The following is a 23,033-nucleotide window of genomic DNA, read 5'->3' on the forward strand; positions in this document are numbered from 1 at the left end:
CCCGTGGGAGAGGGCCAGGGTGAGGGCATCAGGCCGCACAGTGTTTAGGCCGGGTAAGGCGAAGCCGCCACCCGGCTTTTTTATTTGCCCACGTAATACCGCTTCACCTCATCAAACTGCATCGCAAAGTCGATATAGCTCATCAGCGCAGGCGAATTGAGCTTACGGCTCGGGTAGGCCAGCCAGAGATCGTTTCCCTCAACGCTCCACGCCGGCAGCACCTTCACCAGCGCGCCCTTTTCGATCTTATCTTCCAGCAGGAATGCGGGTAACAGCGTGATCCCCGCCCCGGCAATGGCGCATTCCCGGGCGTACACCAGGTTATCGGTCATATGGGCGTTATCCGGCAGATACCGATAATCCTCACTCTCGCTTCGCAGAAGCCACTCCGACCATGCCCGGTGCGTAATGCAGCGGTGCTCCACCAGCTGTCGGGGATGGATTAACGGCGCCCGACGCGCCAGGTAGTGGGGCGAGGCCAGCATGTAGCGCGGACAGTGCCCAATCATGCGGCCAATCAGGGAAGAATCCTGCGGTTTGCCGGTGCGCAGCGCCACGTCAAAGCCAGACTCGACCAGATCCACCACGTCGTCTGAGATCGACACATCCAGCGACACGTCCGGATAGCGAAGCTGGAACTCGGCATTCATATGCGCCAGCAGCGTCGCGCCAATTCCCGCCGGACAGGTGATCCGCAGCCGCCCGCTGGGGTTTTCGCGCAGCCGCTGAATGGCATACTCCGCGCGCTCGCTGGCCGCCAGCATCTCGCGACAGTGCACCAGATAGTGCTCGCCTGCAAACGTCAGGCTGATCCTGCGCGTGGTGCGATTCAACAGACGGATCCCCACCTGCTGCTCCAGCTGGCTAATCCGCTGGCTGACGCTGGATTTCGGCAGTTCCGCCTTCTGCGCCGCCGCGGTAAAGCTGCCCATCTCGGCCACCAGCGCAAACAGCGCCATATCCTGAAGCTGTTTAAACATGATTGTTCACCCTGTACGAACGCTGAGTTCTGGATTGTCCATCTTATCATGCAGCTGACCACTTAATAGACTAGCCTCAACAAAACGCATGCCATTGAGGAGCACACCATGTCAGTGAAAGCCATTGCCGTTAACCCGGAAAATCCGTCCACCTTCGTTGAAATCACTCCGCCGATGCCGCAGCCCGGTGAACACGATCTGCTGGTGGAGGTAAAAGCCGTCTCCGTAAACCCGGTGGACACCAAGGTACATGCAGGCATTGCCAAAAGCGGACTGAAGGAGCCGCGCATTCTCGGGTGGGATGCCAGCGGTATCGTACAAGCCGTTGGGGCTGGCGTCACCGGATTCAAACCGGGTGACGAAGTGTGGTACGCGGGGGATATCACCCGTCCGGGCAGTAATACCACGCACCAGCTGATCGATGCGCGCATTGTCGGGCACAAGCCTGCAAGCCTTGACTGGGCCGCCGCGGCTGCATTGCCGCTGACGGCGCTCACCGCGTGGGAAGGCCTGTTTGAACGGCTGAAGATTCAGGATGCCGACGCAGATAAAACGCTGCTGATAATTGGCGGCGCGGGTGGAGTCGGATCGCTGGCGATCCCGTTTGCGAAGCACAACAGCAAGGTGAAGATCGTCGCAACCGCTTCACGAGAAGATTCCGCCCGGTGGTGTCGCGATCGCGGGGCTGACATTGTTGTAAATTACCACGACCTGAAGGGAGAACTGGCGAAACAGGGGCTCACCTTTGTGGATTACATTTTTATCCTCAACGATACCGACGGGCACTGGGATGCGGTCAGCGATCTGATTGCCCCTCAGGGAGACATTTGTTCCATCGTTGAAAACGCGCATCCGCTGAACCAGGACAAGCTGAAGTCCAAATCTGCCGCCCTGCACTGGGAATTTATGTACACCCGTAGCATGTACCAGACCACGGATATGGCGCGTCAGGGTGAGATTTTAGATGAGGTGGCGAAGCTGGTGGATAACGGCGTGGTGGAAAGCTCGCTCAGCGAAACGCTGCACGGGCTAAGCGTGGAAAGCATTACCGAAGCGCACCGCAGGGTGCTGGAGGGGCATATGCGTGGGAAGGTGGTGGTTGAGTATTGAGTGTGGACTGATTCCCTCACCCCGGCCCTCTCCCAAAGGGAGAGGGCGATTAAAGCCCCCTCTCCTGGTGGGAGAGGGGAAGTTATTAACCCTGCTCCCCCATCATCTCCTTCACCAGCTCGACGCAGCGCAGGAAGCGGGAGTCGTAGTCCGACTCTTCCACATGTACAAACTCAACGTTGTTCTCGTTAAGCATCTCCACCAGCATGGTCTGGAACTCCCGCCTGTCCACCGAGCTGCCCAGGCTGCGCATGCCATCGGCCACCCACGGGGTGTTGTTTTCCAGCAGGATCACCAGGTCAAAGCGGTATTCGTCAATCAGCGCCTGCACAAACGGGTGCTCGCGCCCTTCGTACTTTTTGCAGAACGCCTGCGTGGTGACGAAATCGGTATCAATAAAGGCGACTTTATTGGCGTATTTTACCGCAAAATCAATGTACTGGGCATGACCGAGCGCGATTTTATCGTAGTCGGAATACTGCAACGCCATCTCGTCGCCGCCAAGGTGTGAGAAGACGTAATCGCGGCCATACTCCCACGCACTGGTGGTATTGAAGATGTTAGCCAGCTTATTTACCAGCGTCGATTTCCCGCTCGACTCGCCGCCGAGGATCGCCACCGTACGCACGAAGAACGGCTTCACCTCGGTCGGGATGTAGTCCCAGTAACGGAACGGGTTCTCGCGGATCTGCGCCCCGCTGATGTTCATGAAGGTGCGTTTAGGATCGATCAGCACCGTCTCAATGCCCAGATGCTCACGGAACTGCGGCGCGTCGGACTCTTCAGAGGTGTAGATCCAGTTAGGCGCAATGCCCTTCTCTTCCATAAACGCTTTGATGCCGTTGCTCCACACGTCCCAGCCGTGCGGGTACGGTTCCATGCCCTCTTCGTTAAAAGCATGAATGCGTATATTTTTCTGGTACTTAAAGGTCTGAAGCAGCCAGCGCAGGCGGTCCGGCACGGTGGGCTGCTGCGACATGGCGCTGTCTTCAAACAGCTGGCGATCGCGGGTTTCATCATAACCCATGATGATATGCAGTTCGTCGACCTGGCTACAGGCGCGCTGGATCAGATAGATATGCCCGGTATGCAGCGGGTAGAACTTACCGAACACCACGCCAATGTTCTTTTGCATCCGCGGAAATTCAAGCCCCAGAAAACGGTGCAGCGCTTCCAGCTTCTGCGCGCTGGGGCTTTTGATTTTGGCGTTCAGCAGTTGGCTCAGATAGCCCTTGGTCATGCCGCTGGCGTCCGCCACCTGCTGCAACGTGCAGCCCTTCTGGCGGATAGCGGTCTTGATGTAGTCAAATGATGACATAAATTACGGTGCCTCCTGCAAAATCGAATACGTAATTATAAGTCGTCAAAGACATTTAACGCATCTGCGAGTTTTTTAACGCCAAAAACCTGCATCCCTTCCGGGATTTTTTTCGGCACGTTGGCGGCCGGAACAATCGCGCGGCGGAAGCCATGTTTTGCCGCTTCGGAGATACGCTCCTGACCGCTCGGCACCGGGCGGATCTCGCCGGCCAGCCCCACCTCGCCAAACACCACCAGATCCTGCGGCAACGGCCTGTCGCGCAGGCTGGAGACCATCGCCAGCAGCAGCGCCAGGTCCGCGCTGGTTTCCGTAACCTTCACCCCACCAACCACGTTGACGAACACATCCTGATCCGCCATTTGCAGACCGCCGTGACGGTGCAGCACCGCCAGCAGGATCGCCAGGCGGTTCTGTTCCAGACCGACCGCCACGCGCCGCGGGTTGCCCATCATCGATTGATCCACCAGCGCCTGAATTTCAACCAGCAGCGGACGCGTCCCCTCCCACAGCACCATCACCGAACTACCGGACGTGATCTCGTCGCCACGGCTCAGGAAGATGGCCGACGGGTTGCTGACTTCGCGAAGCCCCTGCTCGGTCATGGCAAACACGCCCAGCTCATTCACCGCGCCAAAGCGGTTTTTATGGCTGCGCAGGGTACGAAAACGGGAATCCGCATCGCCATCGAGCATCACCGAGCAGTCGATACAGTGTTCAAGCACTTTCGGTCCCGCCAGCGAGCCGTCTTTGGTCACATGACCAACCATCACAATCGCCACGCCGCGCGTTTTGGCAAAGCGCGTCAGGTAGGCCGCGGTTTCACGCACCTGCGCCACGCTTCCCGGTGACGACTGAATGTCAGCCATATGCATCACCTGAATGGAGTCAATCACCATCAGCTTCGGCTGCTCTTCTTCGGCGATCATGCAGATCTGCTCGATGCTGGTTTCCGAAAGCATATTCAGATTGCCGGTCGGCAGGCCGAGGCGGTGCGCGCGCATCGCCACCTGCTGAAGTGATTCTTCCCCCGTGACGTACAGGGTTTTCATCTGTTCGGCGAGCTTGCAGAGCGTTTGCAGCAGCAGGGTCGATTTACCCGCGCCCGGGTTACCGCCGATCAGAATGGCGCTGCCCGGCACTACGCCACCGCCGAGCACGCGGTCAAATTCTTTGAATCCGGTGGAAAAGCGCGGCAGCGCTTCCAGGCTGATATCCGAAAGTTTTTGTACCTTCGACACGCCTGCATTGCCCGCATAGCCGCTCAGCCGTTCATTGCGGGCCACGCTCGGCGAAGCCGCCACACCACGCACTTCGGTGATGGTGTTCCAGGCATGGCAGGCGCTGCATTGCCCCTGCCAGCGCGGATAATCCGCACCACATTCATTACAGACAAATGCGCGTTTTGGAGCTTTCGCCACGGTTTACCTCGTTATTTCTGTGCGGTCTGCGCGCCGGGTGGCGCTGACGCTTACCCGGCCTACAAAAGCAGGCCGCTATTTTTGATTAATGCTGCCGGAGAGAATGCAGAACACCCCCATCAGATCAGCATGACGGATAGTGACTTCCGTCTTTTCATTCACTTTCGGCTTGGCATGGTAGGCAATACCCAGCCCGGCAACTTTGATCATCGGCAGATCGTTCGCGCCATCGCCGATGGCGACGGTCTGCTCGACCGGAATGGCATATTTCTCCGCCAGACGCGTCAGCGTATTGGCTTTGTACTGCGCATCCACGATGTCGCCGATGACCTGTCCGGTGAGTTTGCCGTCCATGATCTCCAGCTCGTTTGCCACCACGGTGGTCAGACGCAGCTTGTCACGCAGGTAGTCGGCAAAGAAGGTGAACCCGCCGGAGGCAATCGCCACTTTCCAGCCGAGCGTCTCCAGCTTGAGCACCAGCTGCGTCAGCCCAGGCATCAGGGGCAGTTCATCGCGCACCTGACGCAAAATGTTAGCATCGGCCCCCTTCAGGGTCGCCACGCGCTGTCTCAGGCTGGCGGTGAAATCCAGCTCGCCGCGCATCGCGCGCTCGGTGACTTCCGCCACCAGCTCGCCGCTGCCCGCCAGTTTAGCAATCTCGTCAATACATTCGATCTGAATGGCGGTGGAGTCCATGTCCATTACCAGCAGGCCGGGCGTTTTCAGGTGCGGAATTTTGCCGAGGGGGGCAACGTCCAGCCCGGCGTCGTGCGCCAGACGCGTGGCGCGCTGCGTCAGGGAACCCGCCAGGCGAATAACCTGATAATCTTCCACGCACCAGGCCGCAACGATGACCATCGCTGCGCCCAGTTTGGTTTGATACTGGGTGAGGCGTTGCTTATCCAGGCCGCGTCCGTACAGCAGCCAGCCGCTACGGCCAGCGTGGTAATCGAGAGGCATCACCTCATCGCCACTTAAAGAGAGCGGCAATCCTGGCCATAAAGAGACATCCGTTGGCAGGTCGCACCAGGTAATGTTCGGCATTGAAGCTCCTGTAATTTCGTTCGCGCCGGAAGGTTCCAGAGGGAAAATAACGCATGAGGCTACCCTGTAACCATCACTTCTGGCAACATTAAGCCGTAAATTTTAAGCAGGTGGAATATGGCTCGCGCAAAACTGAAATTCCGGCTTCATCGCGCCGTGATTGTCCTGATCTGTCTCGCACTATTAGTGGCGCTGATGCAGGGGGCATCCTGGTTTAGCCAGAATCACCAACGACAGCGTAACCCGCAGTTTGAGGAACTGGCCCGGACGCTGGCGCGCCAGGTGACGCTCAACGTTGCGCCGTCTATGCGCACCGAAACGCCGGATGATAAGCGAATAGCCCAGGTATTGCGCCAGCTTACGGAAAACAGCCGCATTCTGGATGCGGGCGTGTACGATGAACAGGGCGACCTGATTGCCCGCGCGGGTGAGCATGTCGACGTGCGCGACAGGCTGGCGCTGGATGGCAAAAAAGCCGGGGGTTATTTCAACCAACAAATCGTCGAACCCATTCAGGGCAAGAATGGTCCGCTCGGCTATTTACGTCTGACACTCGACACCCACACCCTGCCAACCGAAGCCAAACAGGTGGATAACACCACCAATATTTTGCGCCTGATGCTGCTGCTCTCGCTGGCGATTGGCGTGGTACTGGCGCGCACGCTGCTCCAGGGCAAACGCACCCGCTGGCAGCAGTCGCCGTTCCTGTTAACCGCCAGCAAGTCGGTTCCCGAAGAGGAAGAGAGCGAGAAGAAAGAATAATGATAAAGTAGGCGGATGATTCGGAAAAGGAAATCTGCCATGTCGACGTTACGCCTGCTAATCTCTGACTCTTACGATCCCTGGTTTAACCTGGCGGTGGAAGAGTGCATCTTCCGCCAGATGCCTGCCACCCAGCGCGTCCTGTTTCTCTGGCGCAACGCCGATACGGTCGTTATTGGTCGCGCGCAAAATCCGTGGAAAGAGTGTAACACCCGCCGTATGGAAGAGGACAACGTCCGCCTGGCGCGCCGCAGCAGCGGCGGCGGTGCGGTGTTTCACGATCTGGGCAACACCTGCTTTACCTTTATGGCGGGCAAGCCGGAATACGACAAAACCATCTCGACCTCCATTGTGCTTAACGCGCTCAATTCACTCGGCGTGACGGCTGAAGCCTCGGGACGTAACGATCTGGTCGTGAAAACGCCTGAAGGCGACCGGAAAGTGTCAGGCTCAGCCTACCGCGAAACGATGGATCGCGGATTCCACCACGGCACATTATTGCTGAATGCCGATCTGAGCCGTCTGGCAAACTATCTGAATCCGGACAAGAAAAAGCTCCAGGCTAAGGGAATTACCTCCGTGCGCGGTCGCGTGGCGAATCTGGTGGAGCTCCTGCCGGGGATTACCCATGAACGCATTTGCGATGCGATCCGCGAGGCCTTTTTCAGGCATTACGGTGAACGCGTAGAAGCCGAGGTGATTTCTCCGGATAAAACCCCGGATCTGCCAAACTTCGCGGAAACCTTCGCCCGCCAGAGCAGCTGGGAGTGGAATTTCGGTCAGGCACCGGCGTTTTCACACCTGCTGGATGAGCGATTTACCTGGGGCGGCGTTGAGCTGCACTTTGACGTCGAGAAAGGCCATATCTCTCGTACTCAGGTATTTACGGATAGTCTTAATCCGGCACCGTTAGAAGCGCTGGCTGCACGTTTGCAGGGCTGTCTCTATCGGGCAGATATGCTGCAACAGGAGTGTGACGCGTTACGTGTTGATTTTCCGGAACAGGAACAAGAGTTGCGGGAGTTATCGGCGTGGATTGCGCAGGCAGTACGCTAATAAAAAAGCCCGCTGGCGCTCTGCTTAGCGGGCCTGGAAAACCGCTGGCCGGGTCAGGCGAAGCCGCCACCCGGCACAACAGGTATTACTCTTTATCGCCGAGCAGAACGGATTCCAGCGCGATTTTGATCATGTCGTTGAAGGTGGTCTGACGCTCGGCAGCGGTAGTCTGCTCGTGGGTACGGATGTGGTCAGACACGGTGCAGATGGTCAGCGCTTTCGCACCGAATTCAGCCGCCACGCCGTAGATACCGGCCGCTTCCATTTCCACGCCCAGAATGCCGTATTTTTCCATCACGTCGAACATGTCGCCTTCTGGCGAGTAGAACAGATCGGCAGAGAACAGGTTGCCCACGCGCGCGTCAACGCCCAGCGCTTTTGCCGCGTCAACCGCGTTACGCACCATGTCAAAGTCAGCGATGGCTGCAAAATCATGATCTTTAAAGCGAATGCGGTTGACTTTAGAGTCGGTGCACGCGCCCATGCCGATCACCACGTCACGCAGCTTAACGTCCATGCGCACTGCGCCGCAGGAGCCGACACGGATGATTTTCTTCACGCCGAAATCGGTGATCAGCTCTTTGGTGTAGATGGAGCAGGATGGGATACCCATGCCGTGACCCATCACGGAGATTTTGCGGCCTTTATAGGTGCCGGTGAAGCCCAGCATGCCGCGCACGTTGTTCACTTCACGCACGTCTTCGAGGAAGGTTTCTGCAATGTGCTTCGCGCGCAGCGGGTCGCCCGGCATCAATACGACGTCAGCGAAATCACCCATTTCTGCATTAATGTGAGGAGTTGCCATCTTCAGTTCCTTTTACATTGTTGTTTTTGCCGGGTGGCGGCTACGCCTTACCCGGCCTACATTCTGTTTCTCCCTCTCCCGGTGGGAGAGGGCCGGGGTGAGGGCATCAGGCCGCACCCAATCCGTTTAGAACATAGCCTTGCCATATTCCATGTCAGACGTACCAAAGTATTTCGCAATCGTCTGGCCGATGTCCGCGAAGGTCTCACGGTGACCCAGCGAGCCCGGTTTGACTTTCGGGCCGTACACCAGCACCGGAATGTGCTCACGGGTGTGGTCGGTACCGGTCCAGGTCGGGTCACAGCCATGGTCAGCGGTCAGGATCAGAATGTCATCTTCCCCCACCAGCTCCATCAGCTCTGGCAGACGGCGGTCAAACAGCTCCAGACCCGCAGCATACCCGGCGACGTCGCGACGGTGGCCCCAGGAGGAGTCGAAGTCCACGAAGTTGGTGAAGACAATGGTCTTATCGCCCGCTTCTTTCATCTCTTTGATGGTGGCGTCGAACAGCGCATCCAGACCGGTCGCTTTGACCTTTTTGGTAATGCCGCAGTTGGCGTAAATGTCCGCGATTTTACCCACGGAAACCACGTGGCCGTCTTTCTCGTCGACGAGTTTTTGCAGCACGGTCGGCGCCGGTGGCTCCACGGCCAGATCGTGACGGTTGCCGGTACGCTGGAAGTTACCCGCTTTGTCGCCGATAAACGGACGCGCGATAACGCGGCCAATGTTGTAGCCGCCTTCGGTCAGCTCTTCACGGGCGATCTCGCACAGCTCGTACAGTTTATCCAGGCCAAACGTCTCTTCATGGCAGGCGATCTGGAACACGGAGTCAGCAGAGGTATAGAAAATCGGCTTGCCGGTTTTCATATGCTCTTCGCCGAGCTGATCCAGAATCACGGTACCGGAAGAGTGGCAGTTGCCGAGGTAGCCCGGCAGGTTGGCGCGCTTCACCAGCTTATCGAGCAGCTCCTGCGGGAAGCTGTTCTCGTGATCGGAAAAGTAACCCCAGTCAAACAGCACCGGCACGCCGGCAATTTCCCAGTGACCGGACGGAGTATCTTTCCCGGAAGAGAGCTCGTGCGCCCACGCGTAGGCCCCCACCACTTCCGCGTTACCGTCCATACCGGCTGCGATCTTACCGGTAGAGCCTTCATGCGCTTTTACCAGCCCCAGACGGGTCAGGTTTGGCAGGTTCAGAGGGCCTTTACGACCGTTGTCCGCTTCGCCTTTTGCACAGGCTTCCGCGATGTGACCCAGGGTATCGGAACCCACGTCACCAAATCGTTCTGCATCTTCGGTTGCGCCGATGCCGAATGAGTCCAGCACCATAATAAATGCACGTTTCATAATTGTTCTCCGTACTTAGTGCTTCATAAAAATGCGATCAGATCAGTATACCGCTATTCAGTGATACGACGATAGACCGTCGGTGTGGTTTCCGGTGCTTTATCGTCAAGAGATATTGCCGCCTTCACCGCTTTCGCCGCGTCCTGCCAGCTGGCTTCATCTTTAGCGTGGATCACCGCCAGCGGACGTTGGCCGTCAACGCTGTCGCCCAGACGGGCCATATCGGTAAAGCCGACGCTGTAATCAATGGTGTCCGATGCCTGACGACGACCGCCGCCCATAGACACAACAGCCATGCCGAGCGCGCGGGTATCCATAGCCGAGACAAAGCCTTCGCTGTCCGCATAGACCGCTTTGCTGAGCATCGCGGTGGGCAGGTATTTCGCGTAGTTTTCCACGAAGTCGGTCGGGCCTTTCTGCGCCGCCACCATCCGACCAAAGATCTCCGCCGCTTTGCCGTTGTCCAGCACCGCCTGAAGCTTCGCGCGGGCTTCCGCGTCGTCTTTGGCCAGCTTGCCGGAGATTAACATCTCAACGCACAGCGCCATGGTGACATCGAACAGGCGCGGGTTACGGTATTCGCCTGTGAGGAACTGCACGGCCTCACGGACTTCAACCGCGTTACCGGCGCTGGAGGCCAGCACCTGGTTCATGTCCGTCAGCAGTGCAGTGGTGCGCACGCCCGCGCCGTTGGAGACGCCAACGATCGCTTCGGCCAGCGCCTCAGAGAGTTCATAGGTTGGCATAAACGCGCCGCTGCCCACTTTCACATCCATCACCAGCGCATCCAGACCTTCCGCCAGTTTTTTGGCAAGGATAGAGGCGGTGATCAGCGGGATGGAGTCTACGGTCGCGGTAATGTCACGCGTCGCGTAGAAACGCTTGTCAGCCGGAGCAAGAGAGCTGGTCTGGCCGATAATCGCCACGCCAACGTCTTTAATAATGTCGCGGAAGCGGTTGTCATCCGGGAAGATATCGAAGCCCGGAATGGCTTCCAGTTTGTCGAGCGTACCGCCGGTATGACCCAGGCCGCGCCCGGAAATCATCGGGATGTAACCGCCACAGGCCGCCACCATTGGGCCGAGCATCAGAGACGTCACGTCGCCCACGCCGCCGGTGGAGTGTTTGTCCACAATTGGGCCGTTAAGGTTGAGGCTTTTCCAGTCCAGAACGGTTCCTGAATCTCGCATCGCCATGGTCAGCGACACGCGCTCAGGCATCGACATATCGTGGAAGAAAATGGTCATCGCCAGAGCCGCAATCTGCCCTTCAGAGATGGTGTTATCACGAATGCCATTGATAAAAAAGCGGATTTCTTCGTCGCTTAATGCATGACCATCACGTTTTTTACGAATAATTTCTTGTGCGAGAAACACGGTAACCTCCATGCGGAATCGGGTGAATGGCGGCGGATATGTTGACCCGCCCTACGCTCCTGTAGGCCGGGTTAGCGTAGCGCCACCCGGCAATTCAACTTAGTAGCTGCTTGCGCTCTTACCGTCACCGTGACCCAGCGCTTTCAGCAAGCTGGCCAGCAGGCTGGACGCGCCGAAGCGGTAGTGGCGGGAATCAGCCCAGTCGGCGCCGAACAGCTCGTCGGCAATCGCCAGGAACTGCTGCGCGTCTTCCGCGGTACGCACGCCGCCCGCCGGTTTGAAGCCAACGGTTTTGGACACGCCCATATCACGGATGACTTCCATCATGATGCGTGCGCTTTCCGGAGTAGCGTTGACCGGCACTTTACCGGTAGAGGTTTTAATGAAATCCGCGCCCGCTTTGATGGAGATTTCAGACGCCTTACGAATCAACGCCTCTTCTTTCAGCTCGCCGGTTTCGATGATCACTTTAAGCAGCACGTTTGCCGCCGCACACGCGTCTTTACAGGCTTTCACCAGGTCAAAACCGACCTGCTCGTTGCCGGCGATCAGCGCGCGGTACGGGAATACCACGTCAACTTCGTCCGCGCCGTACGCAATCGCCGCGCGGGTTTCTGCCAGCGCGATCTCGATATCGTCATTGCCGTGCGGGAAGTTAGTTACGGTGGCAATGCGCACGTCCGGCGTGCCCTGCTCTTTCAGCGTTTTGCGGGCAATCGGGATAAAGCGCGGGTAGATACAGACGGCGGCGGTGTTACCCACTGGCGTTTTCGCCTGATGGCACAGGGCGATGACTTTTTCATTGGTGTCGTCATCGTTCAGGGTGGTCAGGTCCATCAGTTTCAACGCGCGCAGGCTGCTTGCAGTTAAATCGGTCATAACATTCTCCAACGGCAGTGCCGTATAAATTTTACCTTGCGGGTCTGTGAGTATTCTAACATTCACCCGCATCCACACTTCGACATTCATCACAGTTAATGAAAACTGTGTGCAAATTTGCATTACTGTAATGAGATCTTCTTCAAATTTTAGTGCGTTAATTGCTGACTAAATCGGCGATATCCCCTGTCTGATCAAAAGCGCCACCAGGCTGGCTTCCTACAATTCGTTCACCATCCGCAGAACAACCAAGGAAGTGAACATGCCCGACGCCCTGCAACAACGTTGCCAGCACATTGTGACCAGCCCGGTGTTAACCCCGGAACAAAAACGTCATTTTCTGGCGCTGGAAGCAGAGAACAATCTGCCCTATCCCGCTCTGCCAGAGGCGGCCCGGGCCGCGCTGGACGAGGGATTCATCTGCGACATGTTCGAAGGCCATGCGCCTTACAAACCGCGCTACGTGCTGCCGGACTACGCTAAATTTCTGGCTAACGGCTCAGAATGGCTGGAGCTGGAAGGGGCGAAAGATCTGGATGATGCCCTCTCGCTGCTCACTATCCTTTATCACCATGTTCCGTCCGTCACATCGATGCCGGTCTATCTGGGCCAGCTCGATGAGATACTCAGCCCCTATGTTAAAATTCTAACACAGGATGAAATCGATAGCCGAATAAAACGTTTCTGGCGTTACCTGGACAGAACCCTGCCCGATGCGTTTATGCATGCCAATATCGGCCCGGCGGATACGCCTGTCACCCGAGCCATCCTTCGCGCGGATGCCGAACTGAAGCAGGTTGCGCCGAACCTGACCTTTATCTACGACCCGGATGTAACCCCCAGCGATCTGCTGCTGAGCGTGGCGGAAAACATTTGTGAATGTAGTAAACCGCATATTTCTAATGGCCCGGTGAATGATAAAATTTTCACAAAAGGTCGCTATGGCGTGGTGAGCTGTTACAACTCCCTGCCGCTGGCGGGCGGCGGCAGCACGCTGGTGCGCCTTAACCTGAAAGCGATCGCGGAACACAGCCGCTCACCGGAAGACTTTTTCACCCGTACCCTTCCCCACTACTGCCAACAACAAATCGCGATCATCAATGCGCGCTGCGATTTTCTATATGAACAATCCGGCTTCTTTGAGAATAGCTTCCTGGTGAAAGAGGGGCTGATTGATGCCGATCGCTTTGTGCCGATGTTTGGCATGTACGGTCTGGCCGAAGCGGTGAATGTGCTGTGCGAGAAAGCAGGCATTACGGGACGTTACGGTAAGAACGAACAGGCCAATGCGCTGGGCTACCGCATCAGTGAACAGCTTGCGGCGTTTGTTGAAAACACGCCGGTGAAACACGGCTGGCAGCACCGCGCGATGCTGCATGCCCAGTCTGGGATCAGTTCCGATTCTGACACCACGCCGGGCGCACGTCTGCCGTACGGCGACGAACCGGACCCTGTCAGCCACCTGCTGGCCGTGGCGCCGCATCATAAACACTATCATTCGGGGATCAGCGATATTCTCACCCTGGAGGAAACGGTTAAACGCAATCCTCAGGCTGTGGTGCAGCTGTGCCTGGGGGCGTTCAACGCCGGTATGCGTGAGTTCACCGCGAATGTAGCCGGAAACGACCTGGTGCGCGTCACCGGGTATATGGTGCGGCTCTCCGATCTGGAGAAATACCGGGAGGCCGGCTCGCGCACCAACACCACCTGGCTCGGCGAGGAGGCCGCGCGCAATACCCGTATTCTGGAACGTCAGCCGCGCGTGATAAGCCATGAACAGCAGATGCGCTTTAGTTAGTCAGGTCATACCCTTCTCCTGCGTGGACGGGCCGGGCAGCCGCCTGGCGTTGTTCCTCCAGGGCTGTAACCTGCGCTGCAAAACCTGCCACAACCCGTGGACGATAGGGCGCTGCAACGACTGCGGCGACTGTGTTCCCCACTGTCCTCATGATGCGCTGGCAATTCAGGCCGGGCGCGTCTGGTGGCAGGAGAGTCACTGTCAGCAGTGCGACACCTGTCTGCACCTGTGTCAGCAGCAGGCGACGCCGATGGCGCAGCGCTATAGCGTCGAGGAGATCCTCTCCCGGGTTCGCACGTCCGCGCCGTTTATTGAGGGCGTGACCGTCAGCGGGGGTGAGGCCACCACGCAGCTGCCGTTTTTGGTTGCGCTGTTCACCGCGATCAAAGCCGATCCGTCCCTGCGCCATCTGACGTGCCTGGTGGACAGCAACGGCCTGTTAAGCGAAACCGGCTGGCAAAAGCTGTTACCGGTGTTTGACGGCGCGATGGTGGATCTGAAAGCCTGGGGCAATGAACATCACCGTTTTCTGACCGGGCGCGAAAACACGCAGATCAAGCAGAGCATCCGCTGGCTGGCCGATCGTCATCGCCTGACGGAGCTGCGCCTGATGGTGATCCCCGCTCGGTGTGATTATCTGCACCATCTGCCATCGCTGACCGCTTTTATCCACGCGTTGGGGAACGTTCCTGTGCGGATCAACGCGTTTCATGCTCATGGGGTTTACGGGGAGGCGGCGCGATGGCGGAGCGCCACGCCGGAGGACATCGAGCCGCTGGCGCAGGCCCTGGAACGGCAGCAGATCACGGTGATCCGCCCGGCCCTTTATTTATAGCGTGATGCCGAAGACCGCGCGGGTGTTTTCCAGCAGCGCGCTGGCAATCACATCTTCAGGCTCCTGACGCAGCTCACACAGCACATCAAAAACGCGTGCCGCCTGCTCCGGGCGGTTGGGCTGGCCCTGAAAACCATTCAGCGGCATGTCAGGCGCATCCGTTTCCAGCAGGAGCGAGGTCAGCGGGAGCTGCGCCATCACATCACGGGTTTTGCTGGCACGCGGATAGGTAATGGTGCCACCGACGCCAATCTTATAGCCCAGCTCAATAAAACGCTGCGCCTGCTGAAGGCTTCCAGCGAAACCATGGACCACGCCCCTGCGCGGCACGTCGATACGCTTCAGGTGCATCGCCAGTTTGTCATGGGTACGTCTGGAGTGGAGGATCACCGGCAGATCGTGGCGCTTTGCCAGCCGGAGCTGCGCATCCAGGATCGTCTGCTGGCGCTCAAACTGCGGATCTTCACGATAGAGATCGAGGCCGATCTCACCGATGGCAACCAGCTTCGTATCCGCATTTTGCAGCGTGGCATCCAGCCTGTCGAGATGGTCATCAAGATGGTGCTCAATAACGATCGGATGCAGACCCAGCGCGGCATACAGCGCATCGTGCTCCCGGGCAAGCGCCAGAACTTTGTCGAATCTCGCCGCTTCAATAGCGGGCACAATAATGGCTCTCACACCGGCCTCAGCCGCGCGCGCAATACTTGATGTTTCCTCCCCGCTAAACGGCGGGAAATCAAAGTGGCAATGGGTATCGATAAAGCAGTGCGTCACGCCAGATCCTCGTTATCGAGTAAGCCATCGTTGGCCTGCGGCGCGTCCACCAGCGGCATCGCCACCGCGTCATTGGCCACAACGGCAGGCGGCAAAATGATGCTTTTATGCCGATGAAGAGGCGGTTGCTCCGCCAGCATTTTCCCGACGGTCGCCAGGAAGTAACGCCCGCACAGCCGCCCCGTTTTGTAATCCATACGCAACGCAGGCAGCCGACTGCCCAGCGCCATGCTCAACAGCGGCTTAGGCGGATAAATTTCAAAGATGCGCAGCTTGCCCGGTGGTTTTTCAATAAAACGCTGCATCGCGCCGTAGGTGGTTTCATGCTGCTTCGCGATATTCACCAGCGGTTGCAGGCTGCTGTCGCCCAGCCAGCGTTCCATCCGCTTAAACCACTGTGGGGTGTAATACATCTGCGAAGGCACCGTGCGGATCACCACAATGGTTTTTGCCCCGCGCCGCGCCGCCTCCTGTACCGGCACCGCGTCGCTGATACCGCCGTCAAGATAGCTTATCCCCTCCAGCAGGGCGCCGGTGCGGTAGAATCCCGGGATCGCGCTGGACGCGCGGATGATATCCAGCCAGTTCTCTTTCTGCGGCGAAAAGTAACCCGGCGAATAGTCATCGCCACGGCTGGCGCACATCCAGAACTCTTTGCCGGTATCGAACAGACGTGACGCGGTATCCATGGCCAGCGGCATCTGGCTGGAGGTAGCATCCAGTAACCAGTCGAGATCGATCAGGTTCCCGCCGCGTACGAAGCGTACCGGATTGAAGAATTCTTTGGAGGTGGTGTAGCGCATAATCACTTTGCGCGCATAGCCGGGCTGGTTGCAGACATAGGCGGAGAGGTTCTGCGCCCCGGCAGAGGTACCGAAATAGAGATCGAACGGGTTGAATTGTGCGCGCATAAATTCGTCAAGCACGCCAGCAGTGAAAATACCGCGCTGCCCTCCCCCTTCACAGACCAGCGCAAGCTGGCCTGCATGAAACGGTTTTAACGTCAGCGGCGCAATATTGCCGAGCGTAACGGGAATTCGTTGCCCCACCTCTGCCTTCCTGTTTTCATTATTTTGATGAGACACAGTAACGCACTTCCCCGGTGGTTCTCAAACGAGAAAAAGCCAGTCACGAGGACTGGCTTGAGTTTGTTTAATAAATATTGCGTTTGCTACGGGCGACGTCGACCCGTAAACAGGCTGACCAGGAACAGAATAATACCGACGACGAAGACAATTTTCGCTGCCCATGCCGCGGTACCCGCCAGTCCACCAAAGCCCAATGCGGCGGCAATTAACGCGATAACCAGAAATATAATGCCCCAACGAAACATAAGCCTCTCCTTTACCATAGTTAATGTCGGCCGCTAAACGTGAGCGCTCAGGTCACTCACCGGCTTTTCCAGAATCGTTTTTATTTCGCCCGCAGTTTTCAGCCTGCGGGCGAATGGTACTGCTTTACTTCGTTTTCAGATCGTTTTTGACGCTTTTCACACCATCAATAGCTTTCGCAATTGACTCGGCACGATCGCTTTGTGCCTGATTCTCAACCGTACCGGACAGCTGGACCACACCATCGGTGGTTTCAACTTTCACCATACGGGATGGCACGATGTCGTCAGCTAACAGTTTAGCTTTGATTTCGCTGGTAGTTGCTGCATCTCCGGCATAGCCCTTCACCGACGATTCTTTGCTGTCACGTACGTGCAATTTGTCGCTGACGGAGCTTACGCCCTCAACGCCTTTTGCCACTTTAACGGCTTCTTCAGCCTGGGTCTGGCTTTCAACGAAACCGCTCAGGGTGACAACCTTATTGTCGGTTTTAACAGAAATATCGGTGCTCTTGATGGATTCGTGATCCACCAGTGCGGCTTTCACTTTTGCTGTGATTGAGCTGTCATCCATGAAATTACCGACTTTATTCATAGAGCTATCGATTTTTTCCCCTGCGGTATTGGCGGAATTTTGCGCTTTATCCATGGTGCTGGTTTCCGCCAGAGCAGAACCGCTTACCAGGACACTACCCAATGTTACAGCCAGCAGAGTTTTAGAAATCTTCAGTCTTGTCATATTCATCGATTTATTCCTGTGTTTTGCCCATTATTTGGGCGACATACTTCCCTAATCTTGGTTTTATATATTGCGAATTAACACCGGGGCAAAATGGAGAACCAATGGACATGCATTGAACAGTTAATTCATCCACGCCCGGTGCTAAACACTGAGTTAAATATAGATCACAATCAGAGGGGTGCATTCAGAATTGGGGAAAAAACGAACGAATAGCGAAAAATTGCGGTGAATTAAGAACATTCCGCAAGGGTTTAATAACACAGGAATTAAAGAAGAGCACGGCGGCTGCCGTGCTCTGAAAGGAAATTAATGCTCGCGCGTTTTGCGGAACTGAACATCAGGATAACGTTCCTGCGTCAGGTTCAGGTTTACCATGGTTGGGGCGATATAGGTCAGGTTATCGCCACCGTCCAGCGCCAGCTGAACTTCGTTCTTACGTTTAAATTCTTCGAATTTCTTCACGTCTGAACATTCAACCCAGCGGGCGGTCGCCACGTTCACCGATTCGTAAATCGCTTCCACGTTGTACTCGCTCTTAAGACGGGCAACCACCACGTCGAACTGGAGCACACCCACCGCGCCTACGATCAGATCGTTGTTGGCGATGGGGCGGAACACCTGTACCGCGCCCTCTTCGGAAAGCTGGACCAGGCCTTTCAGCAGCTGCTTCTGCTTCAGCGGATCGCGCAGGCGAATGCGGCGGAACAGTTCCGGCGCGAAGTTCGGGATACCGGTGAACTTCATCATCTCGCCCTGCGTGAAGGTATCGCCAATCTGAATGGTGCCGTGGTTGTGTAAACCAATGATGTCACCCGGATAGGCTTCTTCTACATGCGAACGGTCGCCCGCCATGAAGGTCAGCGCGTCGGAGATCACCACGTCTTTACCGATACGGACCTGACGCAGCTTCATGCCCTTCTCGTACTTACCGGAGACCACGCGCATAAAGGCGACGCGGTCGCGGTGTTTCGGATCCATGTTGGCCTGAATTTTAAAGACGAAGCCGGAAAACTTCTCTTCCTTCGCTTCTACTTCGCGGGTGTCGGTTTTGCGCGGCATCGGCTGCGGGGCCCACTCCACCAGACCGTCGAGCATATGGTCAACGCCGAAGTTGCCGAGTGCGGTACCGAAGAAGACCGGGGTAATTTCACCGCTCAGGAACAGCTCTCTGTCGAACTCGTGCGACGCGCCTTTAACCAGCTCCAGCTCATCGCGCAGCTGGGCGGCCAGCTCTTCACCGACAGCGGCGTCCAGCTCCGGGTTGTCCAGACCTTTCACAATGCGGACTTCCTGAATGGTGTGGCCCTTGCCGGTCTGGTACAGGTAGGTTTCGTCTTTATAGAGGTGGTAAACCCCTTTGAACAGCTTGCCGCAGCCAATCGGCCAGGTGATGGGCGCGCAGGCAATCTTCAGCTCGTTTTCCACTTCATCCATCAGCTCCATCGGGTCACGGATGTCACGGTCGAGTTTGTTCATAAAGGTGAGGATCGGCGTATCGCGCAGACGGGTGACTTCCATCAGCTTGCGGGTACGATCTTCAACACCTTTCGCGGCGTCGATCACCATCAGGCAGCAGTCCACCGCCGTCAGCGTACGGTAGGTATCTTCGGAGAAGTCTTCGTGCCCCGGGGTGTCCAGCAGGTTCACCAGGCAGTCGTGATACGGGAACTGCATCACGGAGGTGGTAATCGAAATACCACGCTGCTTTTCCATCTCCATCCAATCGGATTTAGCATGCTGGCTGGAGCCACGGCCTTTAACGGTACCCGCGGTCTGGATCGCCTGTCCGAACAGCAACACCTTCTCGGTGATGGTCGTTTTACCGGCATCCGGGTGCGAGATAATGGCAAAAGTGCGGCGTTTGGCCACCTCTTGCAGATAAGGAGACAACGTCATAATCAATTCTTCTTAGGTAAGCGCGGCAGCAGGCCGCGCATCATGGAATACGAAAAATGCGGCTATTTTACCCATCAACAGGGGGCAGGCAATCATTGTTTACACAGGAGCTGCTCCAGTTCGTTCAATGACGTTACGGTCCAGGTCGGCTCGATGCCTTCCGGCAGCGTGCGGCCATGCGCATTCAGCCAGACGGTCGACAGGCTCGATCTCATACCTCCCAGAATATCAGATTCTGCCGTATCCCCCACCATCAGCACGCGATCGCGGTCAGGATTGCCGGCTTGCGCCAGCGCATAATCGAAAATACGCGGATCCGGCTTCGGTACGCCCACCTCTTCGGAGATCACCAGCGCGTCGAAATGATCGCGCAGGCCGGTGCGTTCAAGGCGGATCTGCTGAAGCGCGGTAAAGCCGTTGGTAATGATCCCAAGCTTCACCTTCCCTTTCAGCGAATCCAGCAGAGAAACGGCGCCGGGTAGCGGCGCGCAGATATCCGCCATCGCATTCAGGAAGGCCTCGTTCAGCGCCCCAGGACTGACGTTTAACCGTTCAGCCCACACGTCAAAACGCTGATGCTGAAGCTGTAACGCGGTGATGGCTCCGTTCTGGTAATCCACCCACAGCGGTTTGTTCACCGCCTGATAGTCCTGAAAATCTTCCGCGGTGAACGTCACGCTATAGTCGAGAAACATTCGCTGTAGGCCGCCGAACGAGTCAAACGTAAACAGCGTTTCGTCGGCATCAAAGAAAATCCAGTCCCATTTCATCGTTACAACCTTATTTTCGTTATCCAATCGGCAGAGCCATGATAATGGCGTCTTCACGTCCCTCTGCGGTGGGGTAGTAGTTACGGCGGATAGTCGCCTCGTTGAAGCCTAAGCTTTCATAGAGCGCGATGGCAGCGACATTGGACGCGCGCACCTCCAGCCACAGGGTGAAAACGTCACGGGTTTCCAGCTCACGAATGAGGTGCTCAAGCAGTTCCCTGCCCAGCCCGCGGCGCTGATAAGCGGGATCGACCGCAATATTAAACAGCGTCGCCTCGTCCAGAACGACCTGCGTGATGGCGAACGCAGCCATCGCACCGTCAACGTCCAGGCGGAGATTTAAATAGCGTTCGCCCTGATTGCTGGCAAACGTCTTTTCGCTCCACGGAAAGGCATGGGAGCGGGTTTCAATCGCGAACGCGGTGGTCAGGTCAGCCGTCGTGAGGGAAGAAATCGTGTTCATATTCGCAAATTTGTTGCCATAGCGCGCTACGCGCTTTTGGGTTGGCTTTCAGTTCGTCCAGCGCTGGCGAACTGATCTGGCTTCCTTCAAGAGGTAGCTCGTCCACCGCCCCGATTCGCCAGCTGTTACAGCGGCTGTCAGGGGGAAGCATCGCGACGCTTTCGGGCGCCAGCTGTAATACCTGATCGCGGGTCACCTTCAGGGTGCGAAGGACATCCTCAATCAGGGGCTCGTTCAGGGCAGGCGGCGCTTCTGCCACCATCACCAGGCGGACATGCGCAGGTATGGAGATGGCTATTTCGCCCCGCAACGCCGTCGGGCGACGCAAAGCCCACTGGGTAATGCCCAGCTGCTGCAACTGCCAGTCTCGTCGGGATGTCATAGCGAAAACTCCTGTCTCTCAGGCGCGCAAATATAGCAAATGTGTCGAAACTGCGCCATCTACCTACTATAATCCCCGCCTGAGTTTATTGAGGAACAATTCATGTCTGCATTTACCCCGGCAAGTGAAGTCTTGCTGCGTCACAGTGATGATTTCGAAGAAAGCCGTATTCTGTTTGCCGGAGATATGCAGGATGACCTGCCCGCGCGTTTCGACTGTGCTGAAAGCCGTGCCCACACCCAGTACTATCACCACTGGCAGGTGCTGAGCCGCCAGATGGGCGAGCGCGCGCGCTTTAGCCTGGCGGCTCAGCAGAGCGATATTGCTGACTGCGATACGCTCATTTACTACTGGCCGAAAAACAAGCCGGAAGCCCAGTTCCAGCTGATGAACCTGCTTTCTCTGCTGCCGGTCGGCTGCGATATTTTTGTTGTCGGTGAGAACCGCAGCGGGGTGCGTAGCGCAGAGCAGATGCTCGAAGCCTGGGCGCCGCTGACGAAAATCGACAGCGCCCGTCGCTGCGGACTGTACCATGGTCGTCTGGAAAAACAGACCACCTTCGATGCCGACGCCTTCTGGGACGAGTACCAGCTTGACGGCCTGACCATTAAAACCCTGCCGGGCGTGTTCAGCCGTGATGCGCTCGATACGGGCAGCAAGCTGCTGCTGTCCACCCTGACGCCTCACACCAAGGGCAAGGTGCTGGACGTCGGCTGTGGCGCGGGCGTGCTGTCAACGGTTCTCGCCAGCCACTCACCAAAAGTGCGTTTAACCCTGTGTGACGTGAGCGCCCCGGCAGTAGAAGCCAGCCGCGCCACGCTTGCTGCGAATGGCATAGAAGGTGACGTGTTTGCCAGCAACGTCTTCTCCGACGTGACCGGTCGCTTTGACATGATCATCTCTAACCCGCCGTTCCACGACGGAATGGAGACCAGCCTTGAAGCGGCGCAAACGCTGATCCGTGGCGCAACCCGTCACCTCAACAGCGGCGGTGAGCTGCGTATCGTAGCGAACGCCTTCCTCGCGTACCCGAAAGTGCTGGATGAAACCTTTGGCTTCCACGAAGTGATCGCCCAGACGGGCCGCTTTAAGGTCTATCGCACCGTGATGACGCGCCAGGCGAAAAAGTAAACCCCCGGTCCGGCGATGGCTGACGCTGCCATCGCCCATTTTTGCAGCAATCAAAACAACGTGCGCAATTTTCTGTTGACGTAAAGCTGAAAACATCTAGAATGCGCCTCCGTGGTTACGATACTTTTACAGTGTCGATGGTATGCGAAGGTGGCGGAATTGGTAGACGCGCTAGCTTCAGGTGTTAGTGTCCTTACGGACGTGGGGGTTCAAGTCCCCCCCCTCGCACCATAAATCACGTTGATATTGCTCGCACTGGGCGAAGGTGGCGGAATTGGTAGACGCGCTAGCTTCAGGTGTTAGTGTCCTTAGGATGTGGGGGTTCGAGTCCCCCCCCTCGCACCAACGAGGCGATATCAAACCAGTAAGATGACTGTGCGAAGGTGGCGGAATTGGTAGACGCGCTAGCTTCAGGTGTTAGTGTCCTTACGGACGTGGGGGTTCAAGTCCCCCCCCTCGCACCAATTATCTTACATCCCCTCAGCAGTGCCTCCTGTTTTTCCCTTTTATTTCAAACTCATCAGAATCACCAGCAGTCCACTGATTAGAGCAACGCATGATGGCAGCAGCACGTAATGCCGTAACTGTTTGTGCCAGATCATTGCGGATGTCACCAGCAAGCCTGAAACAATCATTGCTTTCCAGACATCAATGGGGAGATCGGCAAACATTAGCCCACCGATAATGGAACCAGGCAGTAATATTCCCCACCCACTTCCCAGCGCTTTGCTCAACATGGTTTCACCTCTCGCACTGATAATGATAACCAGTATCATATGATAGTAATTATCACTTGTCAGCATGCGAC

Annotated in this window: 23 protein-coding genes and 3 tRNA genes; 9 read left to right on the forward strand and 17 right to left on the reverse strand. The window is 56.9% G+C overall.

Annotated features, from left to right (window positions below):
• Positions 1 to 80 precede the first annotated feature (80 nt).
• A complete protein-coding gene (locus tag ACWKXX_RS21360; protein ID WP_015572618.1) occupies positions 81 to 980 on the reverse strand; it encodes a LysR family transcriptional regulator in 900 nt (299 codons plus the stop codon).
• Between the two features lie 108 nt (positions 981 to 1,088).
• Here ACWKXX_RS21360 and ACWKXX_RS21365 point away from each other — a divergent pair, with 108 nt between their 5' ends.
• Positions 1,089 to 2,090, forward strand: a complete 1,002-nt coding sequence (locus ACWKXX_RS21365) for a zinc-binding alcohol dehydrogenase family protein (RefSeq protein WP_032652513.1) — start codon at positions 1,089 to 1,091, stop codon at positions 2,088 to 2,090.
• An 85-nt stretch (positions 2,091 to 2,175) separates the two neighbouring features.
• Here the strand turns inward: ACWKXX_RS21365 and nadR are convergent, their stop codons facing one another.
• From nadR to serB, 3 genes are all read right to left on the reverse strand, one after another.
• The gene (gene nadR / locus ACWKXX_RS21370) at positions 2,176 to 3,408 is read right to left on the reverse strand and encodes a multifunctional transcriptional regulator/nicotinamide-nucleotide adenylyltransferase/ribosylnicotinamide kinase NadR (protein WP_015572616.1); all 1,233 of its coding nucleotides are present in this window, start codon (positions 3,406 to 3,408) and stop codon (positions 2,176 to 2,178) included.
• 35 nt (positions 3,409 to 3,443) lie between these two features.
• Positions 3,444 to 4,829, reverse strand: coding sequence for a DNA repair protein RadA (gene radA, locus ACWKXX_RS21375; RefSeq protein ID WP_017383829.1), 1,386 nt, complete (start codon positions 4,827 to 4,829; stop codon positions 3,444 to 3,446).
• A 75-nt stretch (positions 4,830 to 4,904) separates the two neighbouring features.
• Positions 4,905 to 5,873 (reverse strand): phosphoserine phosphatase, encoded by a 969-nt coding sequence (gene serB / locus ACWKXX_RS21380; RefSeq protein WP_003856524.1) that lies wholly within the window; start codon positions 5,871 to 5,873, stop codon positions 4,905 to 4,907.
• 117 nt (positions 5,874 to 5,990) lie between these two features.
• Here serB and ACWKXX_RS21385 point away from each other — a divergent pair, with 117 nt between their 5' ends.
• Entirely contained in the window at positions 5,991 to 6,635 is a 645-nt protein-coding gene (locus ACWKXX_RS21385) for a YtjB family periplasmic protein (protein ID WP_015572615.1), read from the forward strand.
• 39 nt (positions 6,636 to 6,674) lie between these two features.
• Positions 6,675 to 7,691, forward strand: a complete 1,017-nt coding sequence (gene lplA / locus ACWKXX_RS21390; RefSeq protein ID WP_015572614.1) for a lipoate--protein ligase LplA — start codon at positions 6,675 to 6,677, stop codon at positions 7,689 to 7,691.
• Between the two features lie 85 nt (positions 7,692 to 7,776).
• On the opposite strand, the gene deoD is transcribed toward lplA, so the two are convergent.
• From deoD to deoC, 4 genes are all read right to left on the reverse strand, one after another.
• Positions 7,777 to 8,496 carry a purine-nucleoside phosphorylase gene (deoD, locus tag ACWKXX_RS21395; RefSeq protein WP_003856538.1) on the reverse strand — a complete coding sequence of 240 codons (720 nt, stop codon included), beginning with the start codon at positions 8,494 to 8,496 and terminating at the stop codon, positions 7,777 to 7,779.
• A 126-nt stretch (positions 8,497 to 8,622) separates the two neighbouring features.
• Positions 8,623 to 9,846, reverse strand: a complete 1,224-nt coding sequence (deoB, locus tag ACWKXX_RS21400; protein WP_003856540.1) for a phosphopentomutase — start codon at positions 9,844 to 9,846, stop codon at positions 8,623 to 8,625.
• Positions 9,847 to 9,899: 53 nt separating this feature from the next.
• On the reverse strand, positions 9,900 to 11,222 hold the full coding sequence (gene deoA, locus ACWKXX_RS21405) for a thymidine phosphorylase (protein WP_017383831.1): 1,323 nt from the start codon (positions 11,220 to 11,222) through the stop codon (positions 9,900 to 9,902).
• A gap of 99 nt (positions 11,223 to 11,321) precedes the next feature.
• On the reverse strand, positions 11,322 to 12,101 hold the full coding sequence (deoC, locus tag ACWKXX_RS21410; RefSeq protein WP_003856543.1) for a deoxyribose-phosphate aldolase: 780 nt from the start codon (positions 12,099 to 12,101) through the stop codon (positions 11,322 to 11,324).
• Between the two features lie 262 nt (positions 12,102 to 12,363).
• Between deoC and ACWKXX_RS21415 the strand changes: the two genes are divergently transcribed.
• The gene (locus tag ACWKXX_RS21415; protein WP_048973367.1) at positions 12,364 to 13,899 is read left to right on the forward strand and encodes a YjjI family glycine radical enzyme; all 1,536 of its coding nucleotides are present in this window, start codon (positions 12,364 to 12,366) and stop codon (positions 13,897 to 13,899) included.
• A complete protein-coding gene (locus tag ACWKXX_RS21420) occupies positions 13,874 to 14,734 on the forward strand; it encodes a YjjW family glycine radical enzyme activase (RefSeq protein ID WP_048973366.1) in 861 nt (286 codons plus the stop codon). The genes ACWKXX_RS21415 and ACWKXX_RS21420 overlap by 26 nt, the downstream gene beginning before the upstream one ends.
• Here the strand turns inward: ACWKXX_RS21420 and ACWKXX_RS21425 are convergent.
• The 8 genes from ACWKXX_RS21425 to ACWKXX_RS21460 form a co-directional block, all read right to left on the reverse strand.
• Positions 14,729 to 15,511, reverse strand: coding sequence for a TatD family hydrolase (locus tag ACWKXX_RS21425; RefSeq protein ID WP_032652508.1), 783 nt, complete (start codon positions 15,509 to 15,511; stop codon positions 14,729 to 14,731). The genes ACWKXX_RS21420 and ACWKXX_RS21425 overlap by 6 nt on opposite strands.
• Complete coding sequence (locus ACWKXX_RS21430) at positions 15,508 to 16,560, reverse strand: patatin-like phospholipase family protein (RefSeq protein ID WP_003856550.1); 1,053 nt, start codon at positions 16,558 to 16,560, stop codon at positions 15,508 to 15,510. The genes ACWKXX_RS21425 and ACWKXX_RS21430 overlap by 4 nt, the downstream gene beginning before the upstream one ends.
• A gap of 122 nt (positions 16,561 to 16,682) precedes the next feature.
• Complete coding sequence (locus tag ACWKXX_RS21435; protein WP_003856556.1) at positions 16,683 to 16,844, reverse strand: DUF1328 domain-containing protein; 162 nt, start codon at positions 16,842 to 16,844, stop codon at positions 16,683 to 16,685.
• A gap of 124 nt (positions 16,845 to 16,968) precedes the next feature.
• The gene (gene osmY / locus ACWKXX_RS21440) at positions 16,969 to 17,586 is read right to left on the reverse strand and encodes a molecular chaperone OsmY (protein ID WP_015572610.1); all 618 of its coding nucleotides are present in this window, start codon (positions 17,584 to 17,586) and stop codon (positions 16,969 to 16,971) included.
• 303 nt (positions 17,587 to 17,889) lie between these two features.
• Entirely contained in the window at positions 17,890 to 19,479 is a 1,590-nt protein-coding gene (gene prfC / locus ACWKXX_RS21445; RefSeq protein WP_006810210.1) for a peptide chain release factor 3, read from the reverse strand.
• A 92-nt stretch (positions 19,480 to 19,571) separates the two neighbouring features.
• Positions 19,572 to 20,249 (reverse strand): pyrimidine 5'-nucleotidase, encoded by a 678-nt coding sequence (yjjG, locus tag ACWKXX_RS21450; protein WP_254309577.1) that lies wholly within the window; start codon positions 20,247 to 20,249, stop codon positions 19,572 to 19,574.
• 19 nt (positions 20,250 to 20,268) lie between these two features.
• Entirely contained in the window at positions 20,269 to 20,712 is a 444-nt protein-coding gene (gene rimI, locus ACWKXX_RS21455) for a ribosomal protein S18-alanine N-acetyltransferase (protein ID WP_261666450.1), read from the reverse strand.
• Positions 20,681 to 21,094 (reverse strand): DNA polymerase III subunit psi, encoded by a 414-nt coding sequence (locus tag ACWKXX_RS21460; protein ID WP_023295888.1) that lies wholly within the window; start codon positions 21,092 to 21,094, stop codon positions 20,681 to 20,683. Before ACWKXX_RS21460 ends, rimI begins: the two co-directional genes overlap by 32 nt.
• Positions 21,095 to 21,196: 102 nt before the next feature.
• Between ACWKXX_RS21460 and rsmC the strand changes: the two genes are divergently transcribed.
• The 4 genes from rsmC (at position 21,197) to ACWKXX_RS21480 (ending at position 22,689) form a co-directional block, all read left to right on the forward strand.
• The gene (gene rsmC, locus ACWKXX_RS21465) at positions 21,197 to 22,225 is read left to right on the forward strand and encodes a 16S rRNA (guanine(1207)-N(2))-methyltransferase RsmC (RefSeq protein WP_017383838.1); all 1,029 of its coding nucleotides are present in this window, start codon (positions 21,197 to 21,199) and stop codon (positions 22,223 to 22,225) included.
• 144 nt (positions 22,226 to 22,369) lie between these two features.
• Positions 22,370 to 22,456 (forward strand) — tRNA-Leu (locus tag ACWKXX_RS21470).
• Between the two features lie 28 nt (positions 22,457 to 22,484).
• Positions 22,485 to 22,570, forward strand: a tRNA-Leu gene (locus tag ACWKXX_RS21475).
• 32 nt (positions 22,571 to 22,602) lie between these two features.
• A tRNA-Leu gene (locus ACWKXX_RS21480) sits at positions 22,603 to 22,689 on the forward strand.
• Positions 22,690 to 22,731: 42 nt separating this feature from the next.
• Here ACWKXX_RS21480 and ACWKXX_RS21485 read toward each other — a convergent pair.
• Positions 22,732 to 23,001: a DUF1435 domain-containing protein gene (locus ACWKXX_RS21485; RefSeq protein WP_026080652.1), complete on the reverse strand. Its 270-nt coding sequence runs from the start codon at positions 22,999 to 23,001 to the stop codon at positions 22,732 to 22,734.
• Positions 23,002 to 23,033 lie beyond the last annotated feature (32 nt).

The organism is Enterobacter sp. UPMP2061 (assembly GCF_053709615.1).